The 17,971-nt window shown below is 54.4% G+C and carries 20 protein-coding genes and 1 tRNA gene; 6 read left to right on the top strand and 15 right to left on the bottom strand.

The genetic code is table 11. The features are described 5' to 3' along the window. Positions 1–30: 30 nt before the first annotated feature. From ccmI to ccmA, 9 genes are read right to left on the bottom strand one after another with little or no spacing between them, the layout of a single operon-like run. Complete coding sequence (gene ccmI / locus ACXKZG_RS06655) at positions 31–1,242, bottom strand: c-type cytochrome biogenesis protein CcmI (protein ID WP_488875876.1); 1,212 nt, start codon at positions 1,240–1,242, stop codon at positions 31–33. Continuing rightward, a complete protein-coding gene (locus tag ACXKZG_RS06650) occupies positions 1,242–1,697 on the bottom strand; it encodes a cytochrome c-type biogenesis protein (RefSeq protein WP_013203160.1) in 456 nt (151 codons plus the stop codon). Before ACXKZG_RS06650 ends, ccmI begins: the two co-directional genes overlap by 1 nt. Next, complete coding sequence (locus ACXKZG_RS06645; protein ID WP_013203161.1) at positions 1,694–2,251, bottom strand: DsbE family thiol:disulfide interchange protein; 558 nt, start codon at positions 2,249–2,251, stop codon at positions 1,694–1,696. Before ACXKZG_RS06645 ends, ACXKZG_RS06650 begins: the two co-directional genes overlap by 4 nt. After that, entirely contained in the window at positions 2,248–4,203 is a 1,956-nt protein-coding gene (locus tag ACXKZG_RS06640) for a heme lyase CcmF/NrfE family subunit (RefSeq protein ID WP_488875875.1), read from the bottom strand. Before ACXKZG_RS06640 ends, ACXKZG_RS06645 begins: the two co-directional genes overlap by 4 nt. Continuing rightward, positions 4,200–4,691, bottom strand: a complete 492-nt coding sequence (ccmE, locus tag ACXKZG_RS06635; protein WP_134824651.1) for a cytochrome c maturation protein CcmE — start codon at positions 4,689–4,691, stop codon at positions 4,200–4,202. Before ccmE ends, ACXKZG_RS06640 begins: the two co-directional genes overlap by 4 nt. Further along, entirely contained in the window at positions 4,688–4,921 is a 234-nt protein-coding gene (gene ccmD, locus ACXKZG_RS06630) for a heme exporter protein CcmD (RefSeq protein WP_013203164.1), read from the bottom strand. Before ccmD ends, ccmE begins: the two co-directional genes overlap by 4 nt. Further along, complete coding sequence (locus tag ACXKZG_RS06625; RefSeq protein ID WP_013203165.1) at positions 4,918–5,661, bottom strand: heme ABC transporter permease; 744 nt, start codon at positions 5,659–5,661, stop codon at positions 4,918–4,920. The genes ccmD and ACXKZG_RS06625 overlap by 4 nt, the downstream gene beginning before the upstream one ends. A gap of 57 nt (positions 5,662–5,718) precedes the next feature. Beyond that, positions 5,719–6,378: a heme exporter protein CcmB gene (gene ccmB, locus ACXKZG_RS06620; RefSeq protein WP_013203166.1), complete on the bottom strand. Its 660-nt coding sequence runs from the start codon at positions 6,376–6,378 to the stop codon at positions 5,719–5,721. Continuing rightward, entirely contained in the window at positions 6,378–6,995 is a 618-nt protein-coding gene (ccmA, locus tag ACXKZG_RS06615) for a cytochrome c biogenesis heme-transporting ATPase CcmA (RefSeq protein ID WP_053144373.1), read from the bottom strand. The genes ccmB and ccmA overlap by 1 nt, the downstream gene beginning before the upstream one ends. Before the next feature lie 240 nt (positions 6,996–7,235). Here ccmA and ACXKZG_RS06610 point away from each other — a divergent pair, with 240 nt between their 5' ends. After that, a complete protein-coding gene (locus ACXKZG_RS06610) occupies positions 7,236–8,153 on the top strand; it encodes a formate/nitrite transporter family protein (RefSeq protein WP_346566471.1) in 918 nt (305 codons plus the stop codon). A 449-nt stretch (positions 8,154–8,602) separates the two neighbouring features. After that, a tRNA-Arg gene (locus ACXKZG_RS06605) sits at positions 8,603–8,677 on the top strand. Positions 8,678–8,805: 128 nt separating this feature from the next. Here ACXKZG_RS06605 and ACXKZG_RS06600 read toward each other — a convergent pair. From ACXKZG_RS06600 to ACXKZG_RS06585, 4 genes are all read right to left on the bottom strand, one after another. Beyond that, complete coding sequence (locus ACXKZG_RS06600) at positions 8,806–9,522, bottom strand: YoaK family protein (protein WP_013203238.1); 717 nt, start codon at positions 9,520–9,522, stop codon at positions 8,806–8,808. A gap of 112 nt (positions 9,523–9,634) precedes the next feature. Next, a complete protein-coding gene (locus tag ACXKZG_RS06595; protein ID WP_013203245.1) occupies positions 9,635–9,931 on the bottom strand; it encodes a hypothetical protein in 297 nt (98 codons plus the stop codon). A gap of 24 nt (positions 9,932–9,955) precedes the next feature. Further along, positions 9,956–10,297, bottom strand: a complete 342-nt coding sequence (locus ACXKZG_RS06590) for a hypothetical protein (protein WP_346566384.1) — start codon at positions 10,295–10,297, stop codon at positions 9,956–9,958. Positions 10,298–10,447: 150 nt separating this feature from the next. After that, on the bottom strand, positions 10,448–10,855 hold the full coding sequence (locus ACXKZG_RS06585; RefSeq protein ID WP_488875874.1) for a hypothetical protein: 408 nt from the start codon (positions 10,853–10,855) through the stop codon (positions 10,448–10,450). Positions 10,856–11,129: 274 nt separating this feature from the next. Here ACXKZG_RS06585 and ACXKZG_RS06580 point away from each other — a divergent pair, with 274 nt between their 5' ends. Next, positions 11,130–11,450: a hypothetical protein gene (locus tag ACXKZG_RS06580; RefSeq protein WP_346566383.1), complete on the top strand. Its 321-nt coding sequence runs from the start codon at positions 11,130–11,132 to the stop codon at positions 11,448–11,450. A gap of 114 nt (positions 11,451–11,564) precedes the next feature. Next, positions 11,565–11,777 carry a hypothetical protein gene (locus ACXKZG_RS06575; RefSeq protein ID WP_013203249.1) on the top strand — a complete coding sequence of 71 codons (213 nt, stop codon included), beginning with the start codon at positions 11,565–11,567 and terminating at the stop codon, positions 11,775–11,777. A 52-nt stretch (positions 11,778–11,829) separates the two neighbouring features. Here the strand turns inward: ACXKZG_RS06575 and ACXKZG_RS06570 are convergent, their stop codons facing one another. Next, positions 11,830–13,764 carry a methyl-accepting chemotaxis protein gene (locus ACXKZG_RS06570; protein WP_151036842.1) on the bottom strand — a complete coding sequence of 645 codons (1,935 nt, stop codon included), beginning with the start codon at positions 13,762–13,764 and terminating at the stop codon, positions 11,830–11,832. A gap of 327 nt (positions 13,765–14,091) precedes the next feature. On the opposite strand from ACXKZG_RS06570, the gene ACXKZG_RS06565 reads away from it, so the two are divergent. Further along, positions 14,092–15,342 carry a mechanosensitive ion channel family protein gene (locus ACXKZG_RS06565; RefSeq protein ID WP_013203252.1) on the top strand — a complete coding sequence of 417 codons (1,251 nt, stop codon included), beginning with the start codon at positions 14,092–14,094 and terminating at the stop codon, positions 15,340–15,342. 191 nt (positions 15,343–15,533) lie between these two features. After that, positions 15,534–16,760: an L-lactate MFS transporter gene (locus tag ACXKZG_RS06560; RefSeq protein ID WP_134824780.1), complete on the top strand. Its 1,227-nt coding sequence runs from the start codon at positions 15,534–15,536 to the stop codon at positions 16,758–16,760. 57 nt (positions 16,761–16,817) lie between these two features. Here ACXKZG_RS06560 and ACXKZG_RS06555 read toward each other — a convergent pair whose 3' ends face one another. After that, positions 16,818–17,699, bottom strand: coding sequence for an SMP-30/gluconolactonase/LRE family protein (locus ACXKZG_RS06555; protein ID WP_053144385.1), 882 nt, complete (start codon positions 17,697–17,699; stop codon positions 16,818–16,820). Between the last annotated feature and the right edge of the window lie 272 nt (positions 17,700–17,971).

Below are 17,971 nucleotides of genomic sequence, written 5' to 3'. Positions count from 1 at the left end.
TCTTACTCCCTGTCTTCTGTGTAATACCGCCTATGGCTGCTGCTGATTAATCTCAACAGACAGTTGCTGATGACCATCAAATGGCGTGACGGCACTGGTGCCGAACCAATCCCCGGACTGCGGGTTGGCGCTGCCATCACGTGAGATACGCACGCGTACCTGAACCTGATGCTGAGCAGAAAGAAGCCGCTCCGGCATCATGGCATTGCTGTCATCCAGCGTCAGCGATAGAGGAAAATGGCTTAACGGTAATTTTTTCACCGCCACCGGGACGGGAGAAACACCATCAGCAACGGAAATATACAACACTCCGCCAGCGGGTAACATTTTTTCTGCACCCGGGGCCAGAGTGACGGAAAGCGCCAGATGGCTGTTTTGCTTACCGGATTCCGTTTTTGCCTGCTCGATGCTGCGCTGGATCATTACCCCGCGCTTATCGTCAGCAGGTAACAATTGTAACATCTTTTGCCAAACGGCAATGGCCTCAGGATAGTGCTGCTGACTAAAAGCATTAAATGCCAACAGGCTCAGCACCCGCAGATTATCACCGTCCGCTTTGATCATCTCGTTCAGCATCACGCTCGCCTGACGATTATCTTCCGGATCGGGAGAACGCGTCAGTACGTCCGCGTAGCTGAGCTTCACTTCGGGATTATTGGGCGCCAGCTGCATCGCGCGCTGGAAGGCTTTGATGGCCGTATCGGCATTATTCAGCACCATGCCGATCCGCCCCAACATTAGCCAGTCGTTGACGTTCTGCGGATCGTCCTGCAGCGAGCTGCGCACGCCAAGCCCCAGCCGCGCCAGTTCTTCCATGGTCAACGGTTTGGCAGCGGGATCCATCACCTGCGCACGCAAGGCCGGCAGATCGTTTTTCACCTGCTGCCAGGACATCACCTGCGCAAAGCCACCGGTTTTGAAGTAGAAGCCCAGGCTGACCAGGATCAGCACCAGCACGCCAGGCAGCAGCACCCAACGCCCTACGCTACGTTCAACGATCTCTTCATCTTTTGGGATATCGTGCAGCAGGGTTTGCTGTAACTCACGCACCATCTCTGGCCGCTCGCCCACCACACCCTGATCTTCATCTTCTTCCAGCTCTTTCAGACGCTGATGATAAAAGGCTTTATTCAGCGCATCGCGTTCAATTGAAACCGGGCGATGTTTGCGCCCGCCGGCAATCAGCAACAGCGCGCAGGACGCTATTAACAGCGCCAGAATGGTTAACCAGAATCCACCCATTATTGCTTCCTGTTATTCTTTAAGAGCGCATTCAGGCGCTGTTGCTGTTCCGCATCCATCTCGTCATCTGGCCTGCGCTTTTTACTGCGCAGTACAATCACCATCGCGCCAATAATCACAAACAGCGCCGGACCGGCCCACAAAATCAGGGTTGATGGCATTACCGGCGGTTCATAGGTGACGAAATTGCCGTAGCGCGCCACCATATATTGCTTAACCTGATCCGGCGTCTGGCCGTTTTGCAGCAGTTCATAGACCTTCAGCCGCATATCGCTGGCGATCATCGCGTTGGAATCGGCGATGCTGTTGTTCTGGCATTTTGGACAGCGCAACGATTCCGTCAGATGGCGATACTGCTGCTCCTGATCGACGGAAGAAAATTTATAGGTATCAATGTTGTCAGCCAGCACGCTGCCACTGAGAAACAGCACTAAAATCAGGACGATCCCTTTCATGCACCCGCCTCCTTGCTGTATTTATCCCATAACGGCTTCACTTCACGGTTCCACACGTCGTCGTTCAGATCCCCGGCGTGGCGATAGCGAATAATCCCTTTGCCATCGATCAGGAAGGTTTCCGGCGCGCCATAGACGCCCAGATCCAGCCCCAGCATGCCATCACCGTCATACAGGCTCAGTGCATAGGGGTTGCCCAGCGTGTTCAGCCAGTTGATCGCCTTATTGCGATCGTCCTTATAATTCAGCCCGACCACGCGCACGCCCGTTGACGCCAGCGAATTCAGATACTGATGCTCGGCCCGGCAGGTCGGGCACCAGGTCGCCCAGACGTTCAGCAGGATCGGTTTGCCGTCAGTGAGTACTGACTGATTGTAGGTTTTACCCGGCTGATCCAGTGATTCCAGCTTAAACACCGGCACCGGCTTGCCGACCAGGGCCGACTCCAGCAGCGTGGGATCGTCACCGTGCGCATTGCGGTTCAGCTGCCACATCAGGGCCGCCGCCAGCAGCAGGAACAGCACCAGCGGGATATAAAGAATTTTCTTGCTCATGCCAGCTCCTTCTCTGCTTTTTTGCGTGAACGATAGCGCGGGTCACACAGGCAGAAAATACCGCCAACGGCCATAAACAGACCGCCGAACCAGATCCAGCGAACGAAAGGTTTGTAGTAAATACGCACCGCCCAGGCGTTATCGCCCAGCTCTTCACCTAATGCGGCGTACAGATCACGGGTGAAGCCGCCGTTGATCGCGGCTTCGGTCATCATGGTGTGCGCCACGCTGTAGTAGCGTTTTTCCGCGTGCAGTGTCGCTTCGTGCTTGCCGTTACGCGTGACGTCGATAATGCCGACGCCGCCGGTATAGTTCGGCCCTTGCAGGTTGTGCACATCGCGGAAGGTGAAGTGATAGTTTTGGATGTCGACCGTATCGCCCGCGCGCATGCGCACATCGCGCTCAACGCTGTAGTTCTGGCTGAAGGCAATACCGATAACCGTCACCGCCACGCCCAGGTGACCCAGCACCATTCCCCAGTGGCTGCGGGAAAGATGGGTTAATCCTTTGAAGAAGCTGTGACGGTGAGTGGCGCGTTCGTGCAGCTCCATCAGCGTCAGGAAAATGACCCAAATCGACATCAGCAGGCCGACGACCGCCATCGCTTCGATGCGGTCCTGCATCAACCACGGCAGCAGGATCGACAGCACCAGCGTCCCCACCAAGGCCACCGCCAGACGCTTCCACAGTTTCTGCGGATCATCACGACGCCAGCGCACCAGCGGGCCAATACCCAGCATCAGCGCCATTGGCGCCATCAGCCAGGTAAACAGGGTATTAAAGAAGGGTTCGCCAATCGAGATACTGCCCAGGCCCAGCTGTTTGTGCACCAGCGGCAACAGCGTTCCCAGCAAGACCACCAGCATCGCGGCGATCAGCAGCACGTTGTTACCCAGTAAGAAGGACTCGCGCGACCAGACTTCATTCTGCACGCGGCTGCGGACTTTGCTGCCCTTCACCGCATACAGCAGCAGCGAGCTACCGATAACAATCACCAGGAAGGCGAGGATAAACATCCCGCGCGACGGATCGGATGCGAACGAGTGTACCGACACCAGCACGCCAGAACGCACCAGGAACGTCCCCAGCAGGCTCAGTGAGAAGGCGGTTATCGCCAGCAGCACTGTCCAGGCTTTAAAGGTGCCGCGTTTTTCGGTCACCGCCAGCGAGTGGATCAGCGCGGTGCCGGCCAGCCACGGCATAAAGGACGCATTTTCAACCGGATCCCAGAACCACCAGCCGCCCCAGCCAAGCTCATAATAAGCCCAGGCCGAACCCAGCACGATGCCGACGGTCAGGAAGACCCATGCTGCGGTGGTCCACGGGCGTGACCAGCGCGCCCAGGCGGTATCCAGCCTGCCCGCCATCAACGAGGCGATCGCAAACGCAAAGGCCACCGAGAAGCCCACGTAACCCATATAGAGTATCGGCGGGTGGAAGATCAGGCCGATATCCTGCAGCATCGGATTCAGGTCGCTACCGTCGATCGGGAAGTCCGGCAGCGTGCGGGTAAACGGATTCGACGTCAGGGTGATAAACAGCAGGAAACCGAGGTTAATCATTCCCATCACTGCCAGCACGCGCGCGATGGAATCCATCGGCATGCCGCGGCTGAACAGCGCGACGGCGAGCGTCCAGGTGCTGAGCAACAGCAACCACAGCAGCAGCGAGCCTTCATGCGCACCCCAGGTGGCCGCAATACGGTAGTAAACCGGCAGCAGCGTATTGGAGTTGGTCGCCACATAGGCCACGCTGAAATCGTTGACGATAAAAGCATGAACCAGTATCGCAAAAGCGCCAAGGATACAGGCAAACAGCGCGAAGCTCAGCGGGCGCGCCAGCCCCATTAAACGGCGATCCTGCCGGGCGGCGCCCCACAGCGGGTAGATACTTAACAGCAGCGAAATAGCCAGCGCCAGACAGAGCAGAAAACTGCCGATTTCCGGCATCATGACTGGCCACCTTGTACGGGTGGCTGATAGGCCGACTGCGGGCCTTTAGGATTGGTTTTCATCGCGTCCTCAATTTCTGGCGGCGTATATTTTTCATCGTGTTTTGCCAGCACTTCCTTGGCTTCCACCAGATTGCCGTTCTGCAGCACACCTTGTGCCACCACGCCCTGTCCTTCACGGAACAGGTCAGGAAGAATGCCGAGATAGCTAACGCTGATCACGCCACGGGCATCATACAATTTGAAGGAGACCTGAAGCGTCTGCGGATCGCGCTTCACGCTGCCCGGCATCACCATGCCGCCGACGCGCAGGCGCTGGCCGGGTTCGGGCTTCACGTGGGCTTCCCCTTTACCGTCAATAATTTCACCGGGTGTGTAAAAAAGGTCGATGTTTGAACGCAGCGCGTACATCACCAAAGAGGTGGCCAGGCCGAGGCCTACCAGAATTGCTGTCACCATGATCAGGCGACTTTTACGGCGCGGATTCACTGTTGTTCTCCTGCGGCTTCACTGGCTCGTTTTTTACTTTTGGCGGCGCGGATGCGACTTTCCCGCGACTGACGCTGGCGAATGTCATGCAGCAGGCGATGACGCTGGATAACGGTGTGCAGCACCAGCCCGGCGAGGGCAATCAGCGTGCAGGCAACCGCCAGCCAGACATAAAAGGCGTAACCGCCCATGGCAAAGAATGCTGACCAGGATGAGAATGCTGGGGTCATGCTTTACGCCCTCCTTTCGCTGCCAGTTCAGCCACCCACGGGCGATGGCGTTCGGTAAACAGCAGCAGATTGCGCAAGCGCATCAGCGTCAGTGAGATGAACACCAGCAGATAACCGAGGATCGACCAGCGCAGCGGCGAGCGCATGCTGGGGTCAATCGACTGCTGAAGCATGCCGGAGGAACCCTGATGCAAGGTGTTCCACCACTGCACCGAGTAATGAATGATGGGCAGATTAACCACGCCGACCAGGATCAGGATCCCGGCGGCACGTCCCGCCATCCGGCGGTCGTCAAAGGCGTTGTACAGGGCGATGACGCCCATATAAAGGAACAGCAGAACCAGTTCAGAGGTGAGGCGGGCATCCCAAATCCACCAGGTGCCCCACATCGGCTTACCCCAGGCAGAACCGGTGATCAGCGCAATAAAGGTAAACACCGCGCCCACCGGCGCCATGGCGGCAGCAGCCAGGTCGGCGGTTTTCCATTGCCAGACCAGACCAATAAAGGCAGCGATAGCCATTGAGGCATAGATACCCATTGACCACATGGCGGCCGGGACATGGATATACATGATGCGGTAGCTGTTTCCCTGCTGATAATCGGCCGGGGCGAAACCAAATCCCCAAATCCAGCCCAGTAACAGTGCTGCGACGCCCAGCACCGCGAACCAGGGCACCAAACGACCGCATAACCGGTATAGCCGGTCGGGCTTACCGAGTTGATGTAACCATTTCCACATTATTATTTTGCTCACATAAAAAGAAAAAGCGTTCTGGTGTTTTTTATTAGAAATCAGTTAATGCACGCTAACCCGCAATGCTGCGGCGGTGGCGAACGGCGCCAAGGTGGCACTGCCCACCAACAGGGCTCCCAATATAGCCAGGTAGCCGTCAATCGGTAATCCCATGCCGGCAGCGTCTATGGCTGCACTGGCAAATATCAGCACCGGCACCGCCAACGGCAATACCAGCAAACTCAGTAATACGCCGCCGCGACGCAATCCGACGGTCAGTCCAACGCCGATGGCCCCAAGAAAACTCAGGGTTGGCGTACCCAGCAGCAGCGTCAGGGCAATGGCTCGCCAGCTGGCAAAATCCAGCGAAAGCAGTAAAGCAGCCAGAGGAGATAGCAACAATAACGGCAGGCCGGTTACCACCCAGTGAGCGGCCACTTTCCCCAAAACCGTTATCGGCAGTGGCGTCGGCAACAACAGCAGTTGTTCCAGCGAGCCATCAAGAAAGTCATCACGAAACAGGCGTTCAAGGGCCAGCAACGAGGAAAGCAATGCCGCCACCCAAACGATGCCCGGCGCGATACGCGCCAGCAATTTAGGTTCTGGCCCAATTCCCAACGGGAACAGGGTAATCACGATCAGGAAGAACCACAGCGGATTAATGATTTCCGAGCCACTGCGAAACGCAATGCGCAGTTCGCGCTTAAGGACACGCCAGAACATCAGACTACCTCCGAAGAGGTAAGACGAATTTTGCGAACTGTGCGATGTGCCGACGGTAAATCCTGATGGGTGGTTAAAATCACCGCCCCGCCGTTCTCAGCATGGAGGTTAAACAGCGCCATCAGCTTTTCCACGCCGGATTTATCAATCGCGGTGAGCGGCTCATCCAAAATCCATAAAGGCGAGCGGCTTAACCATAATCTGGCCAGCGCCACACGACGCTGCTGGCCTGCGGAAAGCTGGGAGACGGCGACATCTTCAAATCCGGTTAAATCCACCTCTTCCAGCGCCGCCATCAGTGACGCTTCAGACTGACTGGCATGATAAAAATGCAGGTTCTCGCGTGCGGTCAGTACCGCTTTCACACCGGGCTGATGCCCAAGGTACAGCAGTGCGGCGTGCCAGGTTTCACGCTGGTGACGAATGGGCTTTTGCTGCCACAGCACGTCGCCCTGTTCAGCCCGGCTGAGCCCGGCAAGGATCCGCAGCAGAGAGGTTTTCCCTGCCCCATTCGCCCCTTCAATCTGGACAATATCGCCCGCTGAAACGGTAAAACTGAGATCGTTAAACAGCGTGCGTTCATCACGTACGCAGGTCAGATTGTTGGCTTCCAGCATCAAAAAAATTCGCGCTTAGTAGAATTGGGCGAAATAGTACCACAGGCAATCAGTTCATCGCAGCCTGCAGTAGCCCTGCATTTTTCCCGGGTAAGGCATTATGCCTGTTACGCGTCACAAATCGCGCAAAAAAGCCTTGCGGTTAAAGGTTTGTTACGCTTCTTCTGAGGTTTCGTTACATTTCAACTTCCCGATAAACACGCTACGCTTAGAGAGTAATTACCACTGGGAACTAAAATAATGAATAAGAAACAGGATGATGGCGAAGTAGAAAGTCAGGAAAGTGAACAAGGCGAAGAGATCGAGGTGGATGAGGAGGCCCTGCCCTCGCGCGCGGCGGCGGTGCATGAGCAGATCCGTCAGGAGGGTGAAAAGGAGTTAGAACGTGATGGGCTGGCCCTGCTGTTTTCGGCCATTGCGGCAGGGCTTTCGATGGGTGCTTCGCTGATGGCCAAAGGGATTTTTCAGGTCAATCTGGAAGGCGTGCCGGGCGCGTTTATTCTGGAGAATCTGGGCTACACCTTTGGCTTTATCATTGTGATTATGGCGCGACAGCAGCTGTTTACGGAAAACACCGTTACGGCGGTATTGCCGATTATGCACAAACCGTCGGGCAGCAACCTGCTGCTACTGCTGCGTTTGTGGGGCATCGTGCTGGGCGGTAACCTGGTCGGTACGGCGCTGGCGTCACTGGCCTTCACCCATATGCCGATATTTGATCAAGCTACGCGGGATGCCTTTGTGGCCATCAGTCAAAAAGTGATGGAGAACTCACCGGGAGAGATGTTTGCCAATGCGGTGGTATCCGGCTGGATTATCGCCACCATGGTGTGGATGTTCCCTTCTGCCGGTGCGGCAAAAATTTGGGTCATTATCCTGATGACCTGGCTGGTGGCCCTGGGCGACCTGGCGCATATCGTGGTTGGTTCGGTGGAAGTGCTCTATCTGGTGTTTAACGGGGTGATCAGCTGGCATGAATTCCTCTGGCCGTTTGCCCTGCCAACCCTGGCCGGCAATATCATCGGCGGCACCTTTATTTTCGCGGTGATCAGCCATGCACAGATCCGCAACGATATGAGCACCAAAGCCAAGGCTAAGGCGAAAGCAGAAGCAAAAGCCAAAGCGAAGAAAGAAGGCAAGGTTCAGCAGGCGGAGTAAGGCGGTTTTGTCACGCAGCAGACTTGAATGATAAAGGCCCCGATGGGGCCTTTTTTACAGGATAACCGGCGAGATTGGCATCCTGTCAGCGCTTAGTTGAACATCGACCAGGTGGCGGCGTAGAAGGTTCCGGCATAGACAACATAACCCACCCAGATCACTGTGATCACCGCAAGGGACAGTTTCATAGACATAGTCTTACCTCTTCAGGACGTTAGCGTAGAGCCGTGGATTTACTTTGCTTTACAGTAGTCCTGCACGATTAGGGCAATATTGATCCAGCGCATAAATTGCGGATTTAGCTGCTATAGGGAAAATTGCGTTTGCGGGGTGTTTTGCGGTAACCGGGCAGTTGCGGCAGGAAACTGTGGGTAACTGGCGACAAAACCAGCAGTTGACCGGGTAAGTGCTTAATCTGCGACTAAAAGCGCGCTATACTGCCGCCCGCTGTCTCCTTAGTTAAATGGATATAACGAGCCCCTCCTAAGGGCTAGTTGCAGGTTCGATTCCTGCAGGGGACACCATCTGACCGTTCGCTACCCTCCGCTTTAGTTCGCAAATCCCAAGTCAATCAACCTCCCCTTAAATCATTTTACGCATTGTTTTTTTGGCCGTTTACTTGAGCGGAAAAGAGGCAGGCGGTGAAAAGTTATTATGAGTTTTTATGCCTCTTTAGCATGTTATGCAGCGCCAGAAATATCAGACCAACACCTATCAGTATCAGGAACGCATATCCAAGTGAATGGAACAACCCTATTCCTGCTATCCCGCCGGCCAGAAATGACAGCAAGGTGAATGAGTGCAGCCTGAGTCTCTCAAGATAAAGCGGAGCGTCCTTAGGTGATTCCTTTCGCCTGAGCACGTCGAAGAGCAAGGCCAGCTCTATACCGATATCCGTAGATGTGCCTGATACATGCGTTGTTCTTACACGCGCGTTAGATATTCGCGTGACGACAGCATTTTGTAAGCCCATTAAAAAGCTCAGGCTTAAGATAAGTAACACGCCGGGGGAAACTGGCGTGAGATAGCTCTCAACAATACCGAGCACGACAAGCCCGACACCCTCTATAAAAATATTAATGGCGTATACCGTACGCATTTTCTTTCTGCGACCTGAATTGATAACAATTGTCGAGAATGCAGAACCGGCAATGAAAATGCTGACAATCGACAGAAAGAAAATGGCTGGTGCCAGGTTTGCTTTGGCAAGATGATCTGACAGTGAAGAGACGTTTCCCGTCATGTTGGCAGAGAAAAAACCGACAGCTTCAAATGCTGCGGTGTTCAGGGCTCCGGCAACGGCGGCGAGCGTACAAGCGAGTTGTGTATCTGCTACATGACTTCGCGAATTCTCAGTGCTAATTAACATGGAACCTGCCGTGTTCACCTGGGGTAACCACATGATCCGCTCATTTTTCATCAGTGACAAGATGACCAGCCAGGGTATCTGCAGATGGCACCATTGCTTTATCCCCCTTTCCTCAGGTCTTACTCACCGTGTAGCTTTTAACCTTGCCGCCATCGAGTTGCACCGTTAGGGTTTTGCCTTCAGTGGTACTGCCGGCTTTCGCCTGACTGTAGCTCCACATCATCAGCAGATGATTCTCCGGGTATGGTGTTTCCGTGGTCGGCTGGCCGAACAGCGAAATCAGATCCTGGCGGCTGGTTTGGCCGTACTGGATTTTGCTCAGCTTGGCGTCATCGAAATCCTTGCCGGTTGAAGAGGTGCAGCCGGAAAGAAACAGAACAATGGCCAACACAGTCAGTATTTTTCTCATCTATGTTCTCGTCAAACTGAAGGGCTATCCGACTTTTTCACAGTCGTAGGAACCGCTGATGCGGATCTGGCTGGCGCTGGTTCGCACCACCTGCACGTTCAATGTCGCCTTGCCGTGCTGAACAGCCTGGTCCATATCCAGCATACCCGGTGCCTTGGTATTCTTAACCCGCAGATGGATTTTCACATTTTCGTAATCCCCTTTATCACCGGTAAAAGTGACTTTCTGCTGGCTGGGCTTGGTGTTATTGACGTAAACGCTACCGTCCTGGTGGCGATCTAAATGAAAAGGACCGCATTGCATTGCCGCCATTGCCGGTGAAAGGCACAGCATTAGCGTGGAGAGAAGCAGGGATGTTTTTATCATAACGGAGGCATGACCTGTTGAAGCGGAGGCAGGAAGTGGACCTGCTAACCAGGGTAAAGTGTGCATCACTGCAATGCATACTTTACCGTTCAGGCCGTCAGTATAACTGATGACAGGGCGAAAGAGATCTGTCGCCCTGGTGTTGAAATTCTATTTGGTGCGCCACATGCGATATTGTCCCCAGAAACCCACCTCGGCGACATATTCCTGATCGGTACCGTCTGCGGTAATATCCAACGTTTTTCTCATTCCCATCGTCAGCACACTACAATCGTTACTGACGCGTAATTTATGCGGCCCGTTTTTCAAATAGCTCGTCACAAATTGGTTCTGACGCAATAAAGCCACTTCAGTATTATCAACGGTAATAACAAACCTACATATCCCACCACTCATGCTGCCAATAAACTGCTTCTGCCGGGTGATGGTGACCTTGGTCTGCTGACCGGATGAAGATGGGGTAACAATCTGATTATCCAAAATTTTATCTGCAGGACCATAAGGCCTTGCACAGCCTGCCAAAGTTAACACTGCTAAGGCCAAAACCAACTTTTTCATTTCCCTGCCCTTTTATTAACGAATTTCCTGAAAGCACGCAAAACGGCCAGATAAAAATAAGGTTATCTGCAAGAGTATTATGTTGAGGGTCGATATATTAACGCCTGACCATGTTGTGAATCAATAATTATATTTACCATTATCCTCTTTGAAGTGAAAAAAGCGCGACCTCAATTGAATCAATTAATTCTCATTCAATAATATTTTAAAAAACGTCGCATTAAGAAAAATTAACAGGGTAAACTCCAGTCATCTGAATAAGGAGATGCACTGAATGCCTGCCACTTTTACCCTGCGTATGGCCCACCGTGTGAGTGATGTTTTGCTGCCCGATCTGAAAGCGCTGATCCCACCCGAGTCGATGCAGTTCTTCTCCAATGAACTCGATGAAGAGTGGCATTACACTTTGCTCTGCCAGCAGAGTGACGAAACCTGTTCGCTGGCGGTATCGGCTATTCTGGTCTGGCATCAGTTAAAAAGAATCACCCTGATGAATTACAGCAATGCCACCGTGCAGAAAGATCTTTCCCATTGCGCTGCGGCCGACCTGTTTAACTTCCTGAAAATGCCCGGTGCGGTATTGCACCTGTCCTGATGCGCTCGCCCGATTTGATTAGCCACCGTTATGCCGGTGTATTCCATTGATTGATTTTTGCTCCCTGCCCCTAAGCTGGTGGGAAATACATACCGAATCATGGCGGAGTACCCTATGTCAGAAAAAGATCCTATCGTTGAACGCCTCACCGTTGAAGTCGTTGCCCTCAGGCATATCGTGCAGATGCTGATTGCCTATGGCAACGTGCCAACCGGCGGCAAACTGAATAAATACCTGATGAAAGTGGCCGAGGACGCGGAACATCGCGACGATCGCCACGCGAATAAAGCCATCGCTGACGCTATCCGCAGCTATATTCAGAAGTAATAAAAAACCCGGTCCAGCATCTGGACCGGGTTTTTGCATTAACATCCGGCCGTTACGAGGTAGCCACCTTAAACGAAGAGATGTCCTGAGCCAGCTGTGAAGCCTCGGCCCGTAATGCCTGGGTGTTTTCCGCGGTCTGATTGACCAACAGCAGGTTCTGCTGAATGCTGCGCTCCATCTGCGAGACGGCCAGCGTCACTTCACCAATTCCTTTACTCTGCTCATCGCCCGCAACGCGGATTTCACCAACAACCTGCTTCACTTTCAGCACGTCGTTCACCAAACCTTCCAGCTGTTCCCCTGCACCTTCCACCAGTTTACTGCCTGCCAGCACCGTGGTATCCGACTGGCTGATCAAGGTTTTGATCTCCTGCGCCGCATTAGCGCTTCGCTGTGCCAGCGCGCGGACTTCGGCGGCCACTACCGCAAATCCACGGCCCTGCTCACCGGCCCTGGCGGCTTCAACCGCAGCGTTCAGCGCCAGAATATTGGTCTGGAAAGCAATGCCATCAATCACACTCAGGATCTCGCCGACGCGGCTGGAAGAGGTTTTGATGGTCGCCATGGTATCAATCACTTTATGCATTACTTCGCTGCTGCTGCGGGCAATCTGCGCCGTCTGCTCGGTGAAGGCATCTGCCAGGCGGGTGTTCTCGGCATTCTGCTGCACGGTGGCGTTGAGCTGCTCCATCGCAGCGGCACTCTGCTCCAATGCAGCGGCCTGATCGCCAATCTTCGCCGACAGAGCCTGATTGCCCTCTGCCAGGAAGGTGGCATTGGCAGCCACGTTGATGCCGCTGGCCTGCACATTAGTGATAACGCCGGCAATCTTGTCGACAAACTGGTTAAACGATACGGCAATTTCCGCGATCTCATCCTTGCCGGAAGCATCCAGACGGCGGGTTAAATCCCCATCGCCATTGGCAATCTCATCCAGCGCGGCACGCGTGGATTCCAGACGCGTGGTCAGCCCGCGTGCAAATAACCAGGCACCCGCCAGCAGAACCAGCAGCGCCGGGATCAGCACCACGAAGATATCCTGCATGATATTTCTGGCCAACGCGGTCACGTTTGCTTCCGGCGTGACCAGGCCGATCACCCAGCCGGTATCCGGCATCTTAAACAGCGTGACCTGAGCACGGGTATGCAGGTAATCATCCTGCAAATTATTCAGCGTGGTGGTTCCCGGCTGATGGGCTGCCGTCGCAAGGCCTTTTACCACCGGCGCCAGCCACTTCTGCTCATCCGCCAGCGCACTGAATTTCTTCAACGCTTTGTCTTTACTGCCGGGGAAATACAGCACGTTACCGGACTGGTCCAACGCGAAGGCATAGCCGCCGGTCAGGTTGCCATTCTTCGCCATAAAGCCAGACAGGTTGTCCAAAAGCACGTCAAAGGTTGCCACGCCGGCAAACCTGTCGCCTGCGGTGTAAGGCACGCTACAGGTGACCATATTCACGTTGGAAACCGGGTCCTGGTACACTTCGGACCAGTTACACTTGCTGCGCGATGCAGCTTTAGTTGAGGTGTACCAACTTTCATTGTGGTAACCCGCACCGGCAGGATCGTTGTAGCCGTCGGAGTAATCCAGCGTGCCGTTGGCGCCGCGTGACCAGAAGAAGCTGCGACGGGCAACCCCCTCGGTAAAGGCATTCGGTTCCGGCCAGATGCCGCCACCGGCAATGCTTTTGTCACCTTTGCTGTCGATAATCTGCGGCAGCACGCTCTTGAATAAATCGTCCTGATGGGGCAGCACTTCCGCCAGACGCGCCATGCTGACGACTTCGCCTTCAATGCGGATCAACTGCTGATTCAGCTGGCCGACAATGTTTTCGCCGGTCTGCTGGATCAGACTGTTACTGGCTTCGATCACCCTCGGTTGGCCGCGCAGCGAGATGGCAAGATAAACAATTAATGTGATGAGTAGCAGCATCGAAATGCCGCCTAGTGTCAATTTCCCTGACAGACGAACTGGGATCCCCGGCATAGTGATTTCCTTCATAGTAAAGAAGTCGTGATAACTGAGAGAAAGGGTGGCGTAAGAGATGACACAGCGTGATTGTTAACCATCACATCCCCGGGTTATCGGCCTGCCGCGAGAAAACCTTAAACAGAGTATGTCAGCGCAGGTAAAGGATCGGATTTACCCTTCATTCATCGCCGCGCTTAATTGATAATAACGGCTGGCAGCGGAACGTCTGCGCTGTCAAAGGCCGGGTGGCTGGGGTTCGGATGAGCCCAAAGGCCCGCCTGAACGATAATTTTTGACTGAAACTGCACTCTGGACAGCTTCACCTGAAGGGATAATAGCCACATGCAACTTTTAATAACCGGATGGCTGACCGCCTTCGACCTGCCCTACGCGCCGCTGATTGCGCTCTTCGCCATCATCGCCCTGATTGCCATCATCTCATTGATTGTGCATGGCTTACTGCACCGCGCGGTGCTGCCATTCCTGCGTCGGTTTGCCGACCGATCCTCACACCTGTGGCCAAAATCCATCATTGATAAAAAGCTGTTCAGCCGTTTCGCGCTGCTGATGCAGGGCGTGCTGCTGCAAATCCAGCTTGAGGTGTTCCTGAAGGGCGACGAGCCGATTTACTCCGTGCTGATGATCGCCAGTCAGGTCTGGCTGATGATCTTCACCCTGCTGATACTTTACTCGCTGCTGGACGTCCTGCTGGAGCTCTCCGATAACAGCAGCTTTGCCGGCCAGCTGCCGTTACGCGGCATTTTTCAGAGCATCAAACTGATCGCCACCCTGTTGATTGGGCTGATGGTGATCTCGCTACTAATTGGCAAATCCCCGCTGGTGCTGTTGACTGGTCTGGGTGCGATGACCGCAGTGTTGATGCTGGTGTTTAAGGATCCGATCCTCGGCCTGGTCGCCGGCATTCAGCTTTCGGCCAACAATATGCTGAAAATGGGTGACTGGCTGGATATGCCAAAATACGGCGCGGATGGTGACGTGATTGATATCGGGCTGACCACGGTGAAAGTGCGCAACTGGGACAAAACCATCACCACCATTCCAACCTACGCGCTGATTTCTGACTCGTTTAAGAACTGGCGCGGCATGTCCGAATCCGGTGGCCGCCGCATCAAGCGCAGCCTGAATATTGATGCCACCAGCATTCATTTTCTGTCAGATGAAGAGATCGCCCGGATGAATCGCGCGCAGCTGCTGACGCCGTATCTCGACGGCAAGGTCGCTGAAGTCGCTAACCACAATGCCAGCCTGGGCTGCGATCTCACCACGCCACTGAATGGCCGGCATATGACCAATATTGGCACCTTCCGCGCCTGGCTCGAAGCCTGGTTGAAGTCTCATCCCCAGATCCACAAAGATATGACGCTGATGGTTCGCCAGCTGGCGCCGGGTTCTGAAGGCCTGCCGATTGAGATTTATGTCTTCACCAACACCACGGTCTGGCTGGAGTACGAAAAGATCCAGTCAGATATCTTTGACCACATCTTTGCGCTGCTGCCTGAATTCGGCCTGCGCGTGCACCAGACGCCGACCGGCAATGATATGCGCAATATGCGCTTTTCCCCCGCGGAATAAGGGCTGAACCGGCGGACGGGATGCTGAAAAGCCCGTCCGCCAACGCCCGCTGTGTATTTCGCCATGCCATTCATACCCCCTAACAGGCATTTCATTCCGCTCTGACGGCAGTTCATGCCCTATTCTCCCCGCGCGCGAAGTCCCGGCTTATCATCTGCTCATTCTCTTAAACTTTCCCCCGGGAGCTTTCCATGAGCACACAGCCCGTCAGCACAAGCGTTAACCGTACCCGCTGGTTAACCCTGTTCGGCACCATCATTACCCAGTTCGCGCTGGGCTCCGTTTATACCTGGAGCCTGTTTAATGGTCAGTTGTCGCATAAGCTGGATGCCCCGGTTAGCCAGGTGGCGTTCTCCTTTGGCTTGCTGAGCCTGGGGCTGGCGATTGCCTCTTCCCTGGCCGGCAAGCTGCAGGAGCGTTTTGGCGTGCGCAACGTCACCATCGGTGCGGGCGTGTTGATGGCGATTGGTTTTTATCTGACGGCGCACTCCAGCAACCTGTTTATGCTGTATCTGAGCGCGGGCGTGTTGGTGGGACTGGCTGATGGCGCCGGCTATCTGATGACCCTGTCGAACTGTGTGAAGTGGTTCCCGGAACGCAAAGGGCTGATTTCCGCCTGTGCCATCGGGGCTTACGGTCTGGGCAGCCTCGGTTTTAAATTTATCTGCGGCTACCTGCTCAGCGTCTACAGTCTGGAAAATACCTTCCTGATTTGGGGTCTGCTGGCGATGGCGCTAATTGTCACCGGCGCACTGTTTATGAAGGAAGCGCCGAAACAATCTGCCGCAGCGCAGGGCAGTCACAGTAAAGCCCGCGATTTCTCTCTGGCGGAAGCGGTGCGTCTGCCACAGTACTGGATGCTGGCTCTGATGTTTCTGACCGCCTGTATGAGCGGCCTGTATGTGATTGGCGTGGCGAAAGATATTGGCGAAGGCTTGGTGCATCTGTCGACGCAAACGGCGGCCAATGCGGTGACCATTATCGCCATTGCTAATTTGAGTGGACGACTGATCCTCGGCGTGATGTCCGACAAGATGGCCCGTATCCGGGTGATTACTCTGGCGCAGGTGGTCTCGCTGGCGGGCATGAGCATCCTGCTGTTTACCCAGATGAATGAAACCACCTTCTTTATCTCTATCGCCTGCGTGGCCTTCAGCTTTGGCGGCACCATTACCGTTTACCCCTCGCTGGTCAGCGACTTCTTCGGCCTGAACAATCTGACCAAAAACTACGGGCTGATTTATCTGGGCTTTGGTATTGGTAGCGTATTGGGGTCGTTGATTGCTTCGCTGTTTGGCGGCTTCACCATCACCTTCAGCCTGATTATGGCCCTGCTGGTGATTTCGCTGATTATGTCTGCCACCATTCGCTTACCGCACCGTGCGGAAGAAGAGAAAAAGGCCCTGCAGCACGCGTAAAAAAAATGGGGCGATAATTCGCCCCATTCATACACCGTAGATATATCCCTTCCCGGATTATTTCGCCTGAAACAGCGGCTCGGCAATTCCCGCCACCGCCACTCTTACCGCAAACACATCGCCTGACTGAGGATAGCGCGCCAGCTCTTCTGCCGTGCGGTCTTCGCGTGAACTGGTGATATACAGCGTCTTCAGATCCTCCCCGCCGAATGCCACCATGGTCGGCCAGCGAACCGGCAACGGGATCTCATCCACAATGCGTCCATCAGCGGGATCGAGACGGATCACCCGGGAACCATCAAACATTGCCGCCCAGTAGAAGCCTTCACTGTCGACGGCGGCACCATCAGGCAAACCGCCCTCTTCCTGCACAAAGCGTTGCAGCACTTCGCGTGGACCGATTTCGCCCTGTTCATCCATCGGATAACGCCAGAGCACGCCGTTTGGCGTATCGGTCTGATACATCCAGCGACTGTCTGGTGAGAAAGCCAGCCCGTTGGAGATTTTGATATCTTCAGCCTGCACCGTCAGCGTCAGGTGTTCGTCCAGACGGCACAGCTTGCCGCCGTTGCGATCCTGCGGTTCCCACAGGCTGCCACACCAGAAACGACCGTGGCGATCGACGCGGCCATCATTAAAACGGCTGCGTTCCGCATCACCCGGATTTGGCGCGATGCGCTGAGTAATCTGCCCGTGATCATCCAGCATGCAGACGCCGCTGCGTAATGCGGCAACAAATCCACCCTGAGCATTCAGGCCAAAGCAGCCAATGTCCTCAGCCACCGGGAAAACCTGATGCTTACCACTCTGTGGATCGAACCGGTGCAAAGCAGGCGCCAGAATATCGACAAAATAGAGGACCTGTTCCCTGACAGACCAGACCGGACACTCACCCAGTTCCGCCTGCGCCGACAGCACGTTTTCTACCTGATAACTCATAGTTTCTCCTTAGTCAGTCTGCCCTAAGTCTACTGCATATTTGATGTCGGTGGCGGCCTGAGGTGAAATTGATTCGTATTAAGGTTTATTCGCTGCTGGCGCTAAATTAAGAGCATTCCGGATGGAAACGGCTTATTTTAGGCCTTATCTTATTTATGAATATTATGCCGCGATTATTAAACTCAAATTTGAAATATCTGGAAATACCTGATTAAATAACTCTACACAACCGGCATTATTCCTCCACTTTTCTCAAGTAAAGTTGTAGTCAT

It is taken from the genome of Erwinia sp. 2186, from assembly GCF_057812255.1.
Note: the sequence above shows the minus strand (reverse complement) of the source record. Positions and strands in the feature narration are given on the sequence as shown.